The organism is Microcoleus sp. S1D4 (assembly GCF_036700765.1).
Taxonomy (GTDB): Bacteria; Cyanobacteriota; Cyanobacteriia; order Cyanobacteriales; family Microcoleaceae; genus Microcoleus.
Genome location: NZ_JAUBPP010000004.1, coordinates 61,616 through 75,143 on the forward strand (window position 1 = coordinate 61,616; position 13,528 = coordinate 75,143).

15 protein-coding genes are annotated in these 13,528 nt (G+C 44.3%); 11 read left to right on the plus strand and 4 right to left on the minus strand.

From position 1 onward, the window contains the following. Positions 1-38: 38 nt before the first annotated feature. The 11 genes from purM (at position 39) to QT998_RS05915 (ending at position 8,874) form a co-directional block, all read left to right on the plus strand. Positions 39-1,067 carry a phosphoribosylformylglycinamidine cyclo-ligase gene (gene purM, locus QT998_RS05865; protein WP_333089153.1) on the plus strand — a complete coding sequence of 343 codons (1,029 nt, stop codon included), beginning with the start codon at positions 39-41 and terminating at the stop codon, positions 1,065-1,067. Between the two features lie 900 nt (positions 1,068-1,967). After that, complete coding sequence (locus QT998_RS05870; protein WP_333117819.1) at positions 1,968-2,672, plus strand: hypothetical protein; 705 nt, start codon at positions 1,968-1,970, stop codon at positions 2,670-2,672. Between the two features lie 837 nt (positions 2,673-3,509). Then, complete coding sequence (locus tag QT998_RS05875) at positions 3,510-3,698, plus strand: hypothetical protein (RefSeq protein ID WP_333117821.1); 189 nt, start codon at positions 3,510-3,512, stop codon at positions 3,696-3,698. Further along, positions 3,679-3,849, plus strand: coding sequence for a DUF1611 domain-containing protein (locus QT998_RS05880; protein WP_333117822.1), 171 nt, complete (start codon positions 3,679-3,681; stop codon positions 3,847-3,849). The genes QT998_RS05875 and QT998_RS05880 overlap by 20 nt, the downstream gene beginning before the upstream one ends. A gap of 19 nt (positions 3,850-3,868) precedes the next feature. Next, a complete protein-coding gene (locus QT998_RS05885) occupies positions 3,869-4,084 on the plus strand; it encodes a hypothetical protein (RefSeq protein WP_333089145.1) in 216 nt (71 codons plus the stop codon). Positions 4,085-4,288: 204 nt separating this feature from the next. After that, on the plus strand, positions 4,289-4,804 hold the full coding sequence (locus tag QT998_RS05890; RefSeq protein WP_333089144.1) for a cupin domain-containing protein: 516 nt from the start codon (positions 4,289-4,291) through the stop codon (positions 4,802-4,804). Then, on the plus strand, positions 4,801-5,268 hold the full coding sequence (locus QT998_RS05895; RefSeq protein WP_333117823.1) for a GNAT family N-acetyltransferase: 468 nt from the start codon (positions 4,801-4,803) through the stop codon (positions 5,266-5,268). The genes QT998_RS05890 and QT998_RS05895 overlap by 4 nt, the downstream gene beginning before the upstream one ends. 851 nt (positions 5,269-6,119) lie before the next feature. Next, on the plus strand, positions 6,120-6,407 hold the full coding sequence (locus tag QT998_RS05900; RefSeq protein WP_194067885.1) for an NfeD family protein: 288 nt from the start codon (positions 6,120-6,122) through the stop codon (positions 6,405-6,407). 94 nt (positions 6,408-6,501) lie between these two features. Then, positions 6,502-6,789, plus strand: a complete 288-nt coding sequence (locus QT998_RS05905) for an NfeD family protein (RefSeq protein WP_194067886.1) — start codon at positions 6,502-6,504, stop codon at positions 6,787-6,789. Between the two features lie 126 nt (positions 6,790-6,915). After that, the gene (gene glyQ / locus QT998_RS05910) at positions 6,916-7,794 is read left to right on the plus strand and encodes a glycine--tRNA ligase subunit alpha (protein ID WP_333117825.1); all 879 of its coding nucleotides are present in this window, start codon (positions 6,916-6,918) and stop codon (positions 7,792-7,794) included. A gap of 312 nt (positions 7,795-8,106) precedes the next feature. Then, positions 8,107-8,874, plus strand: a complete 768-nt coding sequence (locus tag QT998_RS05915; protein ID WP_333117827.1) for an ABC transporter ATP-binding protein — start codon at positions 8,107-8,109, stop codon at positions 8,872-8,874. 32 nt (positions 8,875-8,906) lie between these two features. Here QT998_RS05915 and QT998_RS05920 read toward each other — a convergent pair whose 3' ends face one another. The 4 genes from QT998_RS05920 to QT998_RS05935 all read right to left on the minus strand — a co-directional run bounded on the left by QT998_RS05920 (position 8,907) and on the right by QT998_RS05935 (position 13,361). After that, positions 8,907-10,493, minus strand: a complete 1,587-nt coding sequence (locus tag QT998_RS05920) for an MDR family MFS transporter (protein ID WP_333089133.1) — start codon at positions 10,491-10,493, stop codon at positions 8,907-8,909. Positions 10,494-10,601: 108 nt separating this feature from the next. Continuing rightward, complete coding sequence (locus QT998_RS05925) at positions 10,602-11,870, minus strand: MFS transporter (RefSeq protein ID WP_333089132.1); 1,269 nt, start codon at positions 11,868-11,870, stop codon at positions 10,602-10,604. A 451-nt stretch (positions 11,871-12,321) separates the two neighbouring features. After that, on the minus strand, positions 12,322-12,834 hold the full coding sequence (locus QT998_RS05930; RefSeq protein WP_194067891.1) for a DUF2808 domain-containing protein: 513 nt from the start codon (positions 12,832-12,834) through the stop codon (positions 12,322-12,324). 185 nt (positions 12,835-13,019) lie between these two features. After that, positions 13,020-13,361, minus strand: a complete 342-nt coding sequence (locus QT998_RS05935; RefSeq protein WP_333117828.1) for a hypothetical protein — start codon at positions 13,359-13,361, stop codon at positions 13,020-13,022. Between the last annotated feature and the right edge of the window lie 167 nt (positions 13,362-13,528).

Below are 13,528 nucleotides of genomic sequence, written 5' to 3' on the forward strand. Positions count from 1 at the left end.
GGCATACACTAAAACTTAGAAATCGATTTGGCGGATTTATGGATTATCGAGAAGCAGGTGTGGATGTTGAGGCGGGCAGAGCTTTTGTCTCGCGCATCAAAAATACGGTCAAAAGCACCCACAGAGCGGGAGTTTTGGGCGGATTCGGCGGATTTAGCGGGTTTTTCAGCGTCCCGGAGGGTTTAAAAGAGCCGGTGATGGTTTCGGGCACTGACGGCGTTGGGACTAAGTTGAAGTTGGCCAGCGAGCTCGATCGCCACGACACGGTAGGTATCGACTTGGTGGCGATGTGCGTCAACGACGTGCTGACATCCGGGGCGGAACCCCTCTTTTTTCTCGATTATTTAGCCACGGGAAAGTTAAATTCTGAACAATTAGCTGCTGTGGTGACAGGGATTGCTGAGGGTTGCAAGCAAGCAGGCTGTGCTTTGCTCGGAGGTGAAACCGCAGAAATGCCCGGTTTTTATCAAGCGGGTGAGTACGATTTGGCTGGTTTTTGTGTGGGAATTGTCGAAAAAAGCAAGTTGCTTGATGGTTCGCAGGTGCGGGTGGGAGATGTGGCTGTGGGGCTCGCTAGTTCTGGCGTCCACAGCAACGGTTTTAGTTTGGTAAGGAAAATTGCGGGCGTGAGGGGTTTTGATTGGCATTCCCAACCCTCTGAGTTGGGCGGCCAAAGTTTGGGAGAGGTTCTTCTCACTCCGACTGCGATTTATGTTAAGCCTGTCCTCGCAGCCATTAACAGCGGTTTAAAAATTCACGGGATGGCTCACATTACTGGTGGCGGTTTGCCGGAAAATTTGCCCCGCTGTTTGGGCGCAAATCAATCTGTGAAAATTGACATTAATAGCTGGCCGAGTTTGCCGATTTTTGACTGGATTGCTGAAGCTGGGCAAGTTGCGATCGCAGATATGTTCAATACTTTTAATATGGGTGTTGGGTTTGTCCTGTTGGTCGATCGCGCCCAAGTCGCAGCCACCGTTCAATGGTTTGAGTCTCAGGAAATTGCTGCTTGGGCGATCGGCGAAGTTATTGACGGAAACGGGGAATTGGTAATCAACGCAGACTAATTTTAGTTGAAGAAATTAAAAAAAAAACGCCTTTTTTTTTCGGCTTAATGCTTGACTTTGAGTAATCGATGAGATATTATTAGATAATGGGAATGGTGAGATTTTTAAAATCCAAGTTACCACTCCCATTATTTAAATAATACCATAGAATTTCTGGAAAAGTCAATAGGTAATACCTCTTTTTTAAGCCGATTTTTTTCACAAAATTTTAGGAAAGTTGGTTTATTTTACAAGATAAATTTTTGTCCGATGGAGCAATCGCAGATTTCAGGCAGATGAACGCTGATTGACGCAAATAATTTTGAATCGATCGCATCAATGCAATTGCAGTCTAATATCAATTCCGGTTGCACTCATACATGATGTTAACAGTCAACAGTGAATTTACTATTCCGATGAATAGAGGATTTGATATAATTTATCCAGCGGCTTAAAAACCAGTGCAAGTCCGCCTTAAATTGTGCAGAGACTTTGCTCGCTGGGCGAGAAACAAATAATCTCAAAATCCAGAAGCTTTCTGCTAGTTTTGATGAATTACATATTTAGCCTGTCCTACCGTAAATCAGCAACGCCACGAAAAATAAACTTTATCTGCTGAAAATTGCCACAGGTACGTGACAAATTTACTCGACAATTAAAATGGCTCAATGCTTGTGAATGTTGCCTTCATTTTTTCTCTCAAAAATTAGTATTGAAGGCTTGCTTAAACTCAAAATTCTAAGCTGTGTCAGTCTAAACTTAACGCAGCTTCGTCGCCAGCTTTAGACTCTGGGGAGGCTGTTCCTCGGGATCTACCTCCCCAGGCAGATCCGGGGAATGAGAAAAAATGCAATAAAATTTTAAAAATATTTATGTAGTTTTGTTACAATAGGCAAAACCTAATATTTTAAACCACACTGGATGACCTTTTTCAACGTCTCCGAACCCCTAATCCGCAGCAAACAGGAACATCTCGACGTACAAGACCGATCGGGCTTGTTGCAACTAAACTGGAAAATTGGAAATATTACTCTTTTCTCAGGATTTTATACCCGGATTGACCAAACTTTTCTGCTTTGGGGTTTGGTGACGGCGGGGATTTTTTTCACGGCTCAATTTGTGCCGCTTAGTTGGAGCTTTCAGGCGATTCTGTGGTCAACACTGACGATTATTGGCACTGCTGGGATGGCTGTGTTAACTTTGTTTTGGGTAAAAGTCGAGCGAGTTAGCTGGATTCTGTATTGTTGGGCGATGCTGATGATAACTGGTTTGGTGCTGACGGATTGCAGTATTTTTCTGGGTTGGGGTGGTTTGTTGCAGCACCTGTGCGATTTGTGGTTGGGGGTGAGCGCGATCGGCTATTTTTGTACTGGACTCGGTTTGCGATCGCGCACTTTTATCGCGATCGGATTAGCTCATCTATTTGCGATCGGAATATTGCCTTTTGTCGCACCTTGGCAATATCTAACCACAGGCATAATTATGGCCGGTTGTTTGCTGTTATTGTCTGAATTGCAGTGGGATATGCGATCGCCGATCGACAATACTTTGCTAAGCGAAGAACAGAAAGAATTTAACCGAATTCAACATCAACTACGACAACTAAGCGCCACAGTCAACAAATAGGTCAAAAACAAACCACTGACTTTTCTTCTACTTTTAGCAAAAGGTGCAGAAGACATAAACAATAATTATTGTGGGTAGGCATATATCTTGCCTTTGATTCGCTGTTCTGGCAAAGTCTAATAGCTGAAAAATGTAAAGTTTTTTGTATGATCGCTAACATTTTTCCAAAATCGTACAGAATAGAACAATACAGCATAAATAAACAACCAACTTTAGCCAGAACAGGTGTTTTGCTGTTTGACCTGTAAATCGCCAACCATAGGAGAACGGTGTCCGGGAAGCGACTGGCGAACAATGCTGTAACTGCGGCGATAAAAGCTAATTCTGGTTGACCTTCGTGGTTAAAACAAAAAAAGTGGTGCAGGGTTTTTACCGTTTCCCCTGCTTTGCAGTCTCCGAGGAGAGGCTAAACCCTCTACTAGAACAGTCTGAGGAGATTGGCACAGAATTTGACAATTGGTCAGGCGGATTTTTGAGTCAGCCTGTTTAATAAAATTTAGAAAATGCTCCCTTAGCAGCCTAGCAGGACTTACAATTAAATAAGTCCTGCTTTATCATATGTTCGCAGTCAGGACTTTAGTCTACCCTCTTGAATTTATACCATTTAGAAAAAATGTTGCAACAATAAAATTGTTGGGCGGAGTGAAACGAAGGGTTGTTTTGTTCGCCCAATGTGTAAGGTGCGTCGCTATTAGATTGTCACTCTTTTTGAGAAATTTTCGATGTATCCACACCCTACATATACTGTTACATTAATTTGGAAGATTGGTATTACTTGCTTACCTTTTTACCTGTTAATGTAGCGCGCGCGGCAGGGCACTTTACCTAACTATAATTATGCCACAATATACCGCAGCCCGCGCCGCCATCGACATGGCAACCCACAACTGGCTGGGTAAAAAAGCAGGCTTGCCGCATCACCTGCGGGTATCGATTCCGAGTTTGTTGAAAGTGGTTGAATTGTACGAATGGTGGCTGCGGCGGCGGGTATTTTTGTCGGGCAAAAGTGAGCGCAATCGCCCTTAACACTCATCACTTAAATGAGGTCGATGTGCTGTTAGTAATAGCTGAAATTCAAGCAGAAACGGGATTATCTTGTACCTATCCGGTGCGGTTTGGCGCGGAGGTGTTGCTGGGGGCGATCGACAATCGATCTGCTACAATCAGTTACAACTAGCTAAGAGCTACAGAAAATTATGACACAAAGCATTCAAGCAAAAGCACTGACACTCGGTGATGTCAAGACAAAATTCAACTTCCAACTTGCTGAAGATGAACAATTTTTTCGGGAATGGATTGACGATTTACCAGAAATTACTGAGGAAGAAAAGCGATATTTAGACAAAGTAAATGTTGGGTATATTAACAGTGCCGAGTACCCCATGATAGAAGATACCGTAAAAGCTGAGTAACCCCAATCCTGATAGACCAACTTTTGGGCTTCTGACAAATGGCAGCAACTTCAGATTGATTAAATTGGTTAAATAAGACAATCCGCAGTACGCTTTATCTTATGAGTTCGTAATCGCGCCAAGGATTGTTACGAAGTGTTTCGCATTTTGAAGCGCGTCGCTGGTATAATTTTTATTAACACCTCTTCTACTTAAATAGATAATATGGAACTAGATTCTGAAAATAACAATAAATTCAGTAAAGCTCACTTTGATTTTAAGAATTTGCCCCAACTCACCAACCCTTGGCGACAGCTAAATCTGCAAGGAGTAGCTTTAGGTTTGATTCGCTTGCCGGCTGGCGAGGGCTACACCTTTACTCACAGCCACGCAGAACAAGAAGAAGTCTATATTGTAGTTGAAGGCAAGGGCTTGATGGTTGTAGATGGGGAACTATTGACACTTGAGGGCGGCGATATTGTGAGAGTTTCTCCTGCTGCAAAGAGAGCATTAAAAGCTGCTGAAAATACAGCTTTATTTGCGATCTGTACTGGAGGATTGGCCGCAGGTTATCCCAGGCAACCCAACGCGCGCTATCTGATAGATGATGGAATCCCCGATTATGACGATGTTCCGCCTTGGTATGAGGGAAATCCCGAAATTGCCGAGAGAAATGCACGGTTAAAAGAAAGGATGTTGAAAGCCCAAGCCAAACGAGAAAGCCAACAGGAATCATCATGAATGAAAGTCATTTTTCCTTACCCCCAAAATGCACAATCCGACCAGCGTTGAAACAAGATATCAAATCAATTAGAAGGTTGGTGTGGAGCGCTAAACTCGATCCTACTCAGTTGCGTTGGGAGCAATTCTGGGTCATCGAATGTGAGGGAAAGTTGGCTGCTTGCGGACAGTTGCGGAACTTTTCCGGCGCGCAAGAGTTGGGTAGTTTGGTGGTGGCGAAGGATTGGCGCGATCGCAGTTTGGGCACCTATCTCACACAATATTTAATTCAACAGGCTACGGAACCGCTATATTTAGAATGTTTGGGAAAGCGACTCGCAGCATTTTACAGTCGCTTTGGCTTTGTAGCAGTTTCTGTGCAAGATTTGCCGCAGTCCTTGAAATTTAAGTTTGGTTTGTCTCAGTTAGCTAAAATTTTATTCAGAATTCCTGTAACTATTATGCAGTATCGAGAAGGTTCTTGATAATTAGGACTTTTATGAATTTAAGATGCTGAATTTATGAATTGATTTTAAGTTCGATTTGTTGAATAATTGCGATTACAGCCTCGGTTCGTAGTGATGACTTTAGTGCTCATCATCAGACGAGAGAGGACTGAAGTCCGAACGATCAAACTTAAAATCGGTTCGCAGCATCGCACTTCAGTCCCGATCAGATGAAAGGGGGCTGAAATCCGAACGATCGCACCTATGAGTCACGGGCTAGATATGTACGGATGTTCCGGATTGGCCGATCGACATTGCGTAAACTTAGAATTCACCGCCTGCGGTAGTCCACTTTGCTAAATTGGCACAGCCACCAGCCAGAGAATCAGCCTCAAACCATTGATTAATCGTTGTTTTACCGTTGCTTACTGTCCTGTGCCAGTACCAGAGACGGAAAGTGTCAGATCGATCGCACCATAGACCTTCGACTTTTTATAAATTAGTAAGTGTAAAGCAAGCGAGTCACAACCGATTCAAAAAATCCTCAAATCCAAAAAGAAAACATCTTCACAGCAGTAGTAATGCGGAATCACCCAAGCGCTAATGTAGCTAACAACATCTACCAGTGAGACAAATCCCAGCAACTAAGCGACAGCTAAATCCTTAATTCAATACCTTGGAATTACTCAATTTAGACTCCCCGCAACCGTCGCTCAAATCCCCCAAAAAAATCAAAAGATTTTTATTTTTGATCCGGATGAAAGCACCCCAGACAAGAACAATGAAATATCTGGGCAATTAATCAATCTTAACCAGGAAATGCAGCCTCTCAAATAGCAGAAACAGACAATTACACATCCATATATTTTAACACAACCGGAGTAAATATCATGTTCAACGTATTAAAAGCTTTCGGCTCAATCTTTTCTACTCAAGGATACAACACCGCCAACAATATGTTAATCAAAAATTACGTTAACACCAATTTTCACTACTTCAACGAAGAAGCCGTGGTCGATGAATCGATTTACCCGAATCAAACAGGTCGCGTCCGCTTTCAAGGTAGCTGGTGGCCCGCACGGTGCGATCGCCAAATCACCCTCACACCGGGAGACACCGTTTATGTCATCGGCGTTGACAGCATCACTCTGTTAGTTTCCCTCGCTCCCGCCGACTAAATCACAGCATCGAAAATCAGGAAATGCAGCCTTTTAAATAGCAGAAACAGCATCTAAAAATTTCCTATATTTTAACACAAAAGGAGTTCGTAAAATGTTCAATTTAGCAAAAGCTTTCGGTTCTATTTTTTCTGTCCACACCTACAGCACAGCAAATAATATGTTAATCGACAACTACATCAATACCAACTTTCACTACTTCAACGAAGAAGCAATCGTCGATGAATCGATTTATCCGAATCAAACAGGTCGCGTCCGCTTTCAAGGTAGCTGGTGGCCCGCACGTTGCGATCGCCAAATCACACTCACACCGGGAGACACCGTTTATGTCATCGGCGTTGACAACATCACCCTATTAGTTTCCCTCACTCCCGCAGACTAAATCACAACTCGATTCAAACGACCTAACTTTTTACACCTCACATGACTTTGGCAGGGTTTATGCAAATAAACCCTGCCTTTTTTATGCTTAAATAAGTTGAGATACATACTAGCCCTATTTAAACCAGTGAACTTTCAATCAATCATTGCAACTTTAAATCAATTCTGGAGCGATCGCGGTTGCCTGATCGCCCAATCCTACGACACAGAAAAAGGTGCAGGAACCATGAATCCCCACACCTTCCTCAGAGCAATTGGCCCCGAACCTTGGTCAGTCGCCTATGTCGAACCCTGTCGCCGCCCCACCGACGGACGCTACGGCGAAAATCCCAATCGCTTCCAACATTACTATCAATATCAAGTCCTGATTAAACCATCTCCTCCCAACATTCAAGAAGTTTATTTAGACTCCCTGAGAGCATTAGGAATTCGCCCCGAAGACCACGACATTCGCTTTGTAGAAGACAACTGGGAATCGCCTACCCTCGGAGCTTGGGGTGTGGGCTGGGAAGTCTGGCTCGACGGCATGGAAATTACTCAATTTACCTATTTTCAACAGTGCGGTAGCATAGATTGTCGCCCGGTATCTATTGAAATTACCTACGGACTAGAACGTCTCGCAATGTATCTCCAAGAAGTTGATGCCATGACCAAAATTCAGTGGAAAGATGGCGTAACTTACGGCGACGTTCACCTGCAAGGAGAAATAGAACAGTGTACTTATAACTTTGAAGATTCCAATCCTGAATTGCTGTTTACTTTGTTTGGATTGTACGAGCAAGAAGCCGAACAACTGACAAAAAAAGGATTGGTTTTGCCCAGTCTTGATTATGTGTTAAAATGTTCTCACACTTTCAATTTACTCGATGCTAGAGGCGTGATTTCGGTAACGGAAAGAACTCGCTACATTACCAAAATTAGGAATTTGGCGCGACGGGTGGCTCAGCTTTATTTGGAACAGCGCGAACAGTTGGGTTTTCCATTGGAAAAAACAGTAAAACTTTGAGAATGAAGAGCGGCAATACAAGGATGCGGACACGGATACACGGATAAATTTATTAGATTTCCGACTTCTTAAAGAAGTTGGAAATCTGGCTATTATTTTTCCGATCTTCTTCCTGATTCTGACTTCGTGTGGGAGCCTCTCATATTTGTAAAAAGACTTCTTTTGACTGCTTCTTTCTTCCTCTTTCCTCCTGTCTCCTACCTCCGACCTCCAATTTTTAGCTGGGCTGCTTTCATTGAGATGCTCCCCTTCGTGTCCTTTGCGTCTTCGCGGTTCAATAAGACTAATTATTCCCTATTTTAAATAAATTAAATGCTTAATTATTCAGAAAATAATACAGAAACAATTCCTCAATTGCGCGTTGATGATGTAAGTTTGAAAACACCGATCGCCTCTAGCTACTTATTAAACAATATCTCGTTTGATGTGCACTCTGGCGATCGCGTCGCAATTGTCGGCCCTTCGGGGGCTGGGAAAACTACGCTGTTGCGGTTGTTAAACCGACTCAGCAGCCCCACCAGCGGCTCGATTTATCTGGAAAATCGGGATTACCGACAAATACCTGCGATCGAACTTCGGCGACAAATCACCCTAATTTTGCAAGAATCCAAGCTTTTGGGGATGTCGGTGCGCGAGGCGTTGGCTTATCCTTTGAAGTTGCGGGGCGTGACTCCATCAAACATTGCACAGAGAATTAGCGGGGTTACTGAACAACTGCACATACCCCAAGAATGGCTCCATCGCACCGAATTGCAGCTTTCCACAGGCCAAAAACAGTTAGTGACGATCGCCCGCGGCATCATTTTGGAACCCAAAATCTTGCTTTTAGACGAACCAACATCCGCCCTAGACGCAGGAAAAGCCGCCCACATTTTGCAAGTATTGACACAGCTAACTAACAATCAAACCACAATTTTAATGGTCAATCACCAATTAGAATTAGCCGAACAGTTTAGCACGCGAGTCCTGCATTTACAGCGCGGAAAACTCCTCGAATATTCCGCATCTCATCAAATAAATTGGGTGCAACTGCGGCAAAATTTAATCCAAGCAGAAGCAGAAGCAGAACAAGAATGGTGAACATTTGTAGGGTGCGCCGAGGCGCTACAGAATCAATGAGCGCCCCCTCCACCACCAGCACCCGGTTTCACCTTTTTAAAACCCAAAATAGCAATCCCACTTAACAACAAAGCAATTCCCACAAAGTAAAAACAATCATTAAAAGCCATGACATAAGCTTCCCGACGAACCAGACCATCAATTGCCTGAATTGCTTGGTTATGCGCCACACTTGCATCAGCACCGCGACTCACAAAATACTGAGTCATTTGATTCATTCTCTCCTGCGTTGCCTGATTGTACAAAGAAACAGATTCCCCTAATCGATTCGAGTGAAATTGCTCGCGCATCGTCACCAAAGTTCCTAGGGCCGCAATCCCCATCGAACCTCCCAGATTTCGCATCATATTAAACAAACCCGAAGCAGAACCAGCCTCGTGTTTTGCCATACCAGCCGTGGCAATACTTGACAGCGGCACCATAATCAAAGGCTGTCCCATTGCTCGCACTAATTGCGACCAACGCAACTGATCGATGCCCGTCTCGTGAGTCATGCTGGCATTCATAAAACAACTCACCGCAAACAAACTCACACCGATGCCAATCATCAGCCGCGTATCTATTCGCTGCATCAATTTCGGCACCATCGGCACGAGGAATAACTGCGGCACGCCGCCCCACATAATCACCTCGCCAATTTGCATGGCATTATACTGCTGAATCTGACCTAAATACAGGGGCAAAATGAACACCGAACCGTACAATCCCACCCCCAAAGAAACATTCACAACAGTTGCTAAAGCGAAATTGCGGCGAGTCAATAATCGTAGGTTAATAAACGGTTTTTTTCTAGTTAGTTCAATCCAGAAAAAAGCGCTGAGAAATATGGCAGAAACTATGCTTAAACGCAAAACCAAATCAGAACTAAACCAGTCTTTGCGACTGCCTTCTTCTAACACAACTTGCAGGGAACCCAGGCCGATCGCCATTGAGGTAATTCCCCACCAGTCGCCCCCTTTTAGCAGTTCGAGCCGCATCGGCGTCGGGACGACGGCATACCACACACCTGCTAGCAGCAGCAGCCCCGGAACCAAATTTAAATAAAAGACATATTGCCAGCCGTAATTCTCCGTCAGCCAACCTCCCAATGTCGGCCCGATGGATGGTGCAAAAGTAGCTGTGAGTGCAAACATCGCCATGCCGACTGGTTGCTTTTTGGGCGGTAAATTTGTCAGCAAAAACGTAAAAGCCATCGGAATTAAAATGCCGCCCGTAAACCCCTGCAAAGCTCGAAAAACAATCATTGAATTCAAATCCCACGCCCAAGCGCAGCACATAGAAAAGAATACAAAGAAAGCGGCATTTACCAAAATGTAGCGGCGGACAGAAAACACCTGCGATAGCCAACCAGTCAGCGGAATTACTACAATTTCTGCGACTAGATAAGAGGTAGAAATCCAAGATCCTTCTTCTAAAGTTGCGCCTAAAGCTGCTTGGATATCTTTCAGAGAAGCGTTGGTGATTTGGATGTCCAAAACCGCCATGAAAGCGCCGATCATTGTTGCCATGACGCCGATCCAGGTTTTTAAGGGAACGTGATCGTCGCTTTGCTGTTGGGGAATTGCACTGGTATTTGCCATTGGTTTAACCTCTGGTTGCGTATTTAATTTGGATTTTTTTACCGCAGAGGGCGCAGAGGGCGCTGAGAAAGAGATGGGAAGAGGGAAGGATAGAAGTTTACAGGTTGTTTAGGAAATTAAACCCATTTTTTGATAAATTGGTCGGACTAAGTGTTTTAAAGCGGGCAACTGTTTGCTGAAAACTACTGCTGCTAAAATACAAATTATACCGCCAAGTATGACTGTGTTGGGAGAGCCGATATAATTGGCCAATCCGCCGGCTACTAAATTGCCAAATGGTGTGACTCCAAAAAATGCCATTGTGTAGATGCTCATCACTCTGCCGCGTTTGTCGTCTTCTACAATTGTTTGCAAGAATGTGTTTCCTGCTGCAAATTGGATGATGAAACCCCACCCCACGAATAACATCATGATTAATGACAGCCACAAGACTCGGGATAAACCAAAACCGATCAGTCCGAATCCCATGACGGCGGGGGAAATAGCAATTAATTTGCCGAGACCGACGACACTTTTTCGTCCAATTAAATAAATCGCGCCTGAAAATGCTCCGACTCCAGAAGCTGCCATCAAAAAGCCGAGGGTTTCTGCGTCGCCGTGGAGTATTTTTGTGGCAAAAATTGGGACTAATATTGTGTGTGACATTCCGGCGAAGCTGACTAATGATAATAAGATGAGAATTGCTCTAATCGGCGGAAAGCCGAAGGCGTAAACAAATCCTTCTTTTAATCTTTGTAAGGGTTTTGTATTAGTTGCGGCAATTTGGCGCGGCTTGATTTTCATCGCTAATAAGCCTGCAATTACGGCGATGTAGCTGAGTCCGTCAATCAGGAAACAATAACTAGAGCCGATTGTCGCTATCAGCAAACCTGCAATTGCCGGCCCGATCAATCTGGCTCCGTTGAACATGGAAGCGTTGAGGGCGATCGCATTTGCTAAGTCTTCTTTTTTGTCTACGATTTCGGGCACGAAAGCTTGTCGTGCTGGTGCGTCAAACGCATTAATTGCCCCTTGAAAGAAACTCAATACTAGAATTTGCCAGATGTTCACGACTCCTGTTAGCGCTAAAAATGCTAGAGCTAAGGATTGAACCATTGCTAATACTTGAGTGGCAATTATGACTCTGTGCCGGTTCCAGCGATCGATGAAAACTCCTGCAAAAGGCAATAAAATTAATGTGGGAATTTGACTGGTAAATCCCACTACGCCCAGCATCCAAGGTGAATCGCTCAAATGGTATACAAGCCAAATAGTAGCGACTTGGGTCATCCAATTGCCAATGAGTGAGATGCCTTGTCCTGCAAAAAACAGGCGATAATTTCGAGATTTGAGGGCCGGAGGAAGTTTTATGGATTTGATTTTTGCTTGTAGATTCATGTATCAGTAGGGATCGAGCAATCCTATTTGATTGGTAAATATTTTGTAGCTAGCGCCTCTGGGCTATTGATTTCCACAATCGCCTAAAAACCTTTGTATTTATTGTTTATAGCGGAGTCTCCCTCCGCCTCGCATCCCCCAATCGAATGGGGAATTTAACTGTGTTGTTGACTCCTTCTTAAGGTATAGAGGATGCTCGTTGATTTGGGAGTCCGATCGCCCAAAAATAATACTTTTGACGTATTTGTGGACATTTGAGTATTCAGGATTTATGCGCTCCGATCGCAGAAACCGGGTTTTTTGGGGAATTTGCGGGCTGTTACCGCGTATTTTTCGACAAAAAGCCCGGTTTCTGGGCGATCGCGGGTTGCTCAGAAACCGGGTTTTTTGGGGAATTTGCGGGCTGTTACCGCGTATTTTGTCGAAACAAACTCGGTTTCTGCCCTTTTCCTCACTCAATGCTTAACAGCCAAGTCCCCAGGTAACGCATCAATGGAACGTCCCCTGGGGTGCGGATGCGGAGGTTGAAATTGTACATTCCGCCGGGACTTGGGTTCTGGACGTTGGAGAGCACAACTTCAACGTTGCTACCTGCTGGAATTGGTTCTGCAGGATAAATTTCTATGAATCGATTTTCTTTATCCCAGATTACTTCTTGCAATTGTATTGTTTTGTCTTTGACGCGCACTTTAATATCTTTTTGGTCGAATTCGCCTTTGTAGTAGTCTGGATAGGATATGTTCAGTTGGGCGATCGCCAAACTTACTTTTTTGGAAGGAATTCGCAGCCGGTATCTGTCACCGTTCATCCCTGCTTTGCCGTAATCCAAGCGATAGTTTAATTGGTTGGCGCGCTCGGGGCCGCCGAAAATTGTGAATCCCGGCATTCCTTGGGCTAAACTGATGGCGGGTAAGCCTGTCAGCAAACAACCTGTAACTGCTAGTGCTGAAAATAATCGTCTCATAATCGCTCCTCTGACCAAAATTAGAATGGAACCTTAAATATTTACTGCGGGCAATTGGCAATGAATGCCTTTAATATAGCGATTGTTTTGGCAATTTGATGAGTGCGATCGCCCGAATTCAATCAATTTTTTTTTGCGTAATACTGACAACAGACATTTACACTACAGAATTAGGCAGCGTTTTATTATACCATACTCGGCTGCAAATTGAATAGTTTAACGAAATTGAATCTATAAGACAAGTTAAAGAAGCGAGTGTATTTTTGGCGATCGGCTTTACTATCAACGTGAGAAGCCAGCAGAATAGATTTCAACCGCCACCGGGCCAGCAATTGAAATCGCTTCTTGTCAAACGATGTCCGCGACTCGGCTTCCCTCGCCGAACACCTCTGCGGACTGGGAAATTTGAATTTCCACCTGCGTCTGCAGGTTTTGTCTGACTTTCTGCTGGCGGTTTCAACCGCCCTGTCTCGTCCAGGCGCGGTTTCAACCGCCATGTCTCGTCCAGGCGCGGTTGAAACCGCCATGTATGCGTGCGGTTGAAACCGCCCTGTCTATGTCTAGAGTAAAGGAGAGTTAGTCAGGAACTCAGGGCTAAAGCCGCTGAGCTTGTAAGAAATTACAAGCTATTCTGACCAGCCTAAGTCTTAACTGACTACGTTATTCAGGTCACGACACCGGAGAATGCGACGCT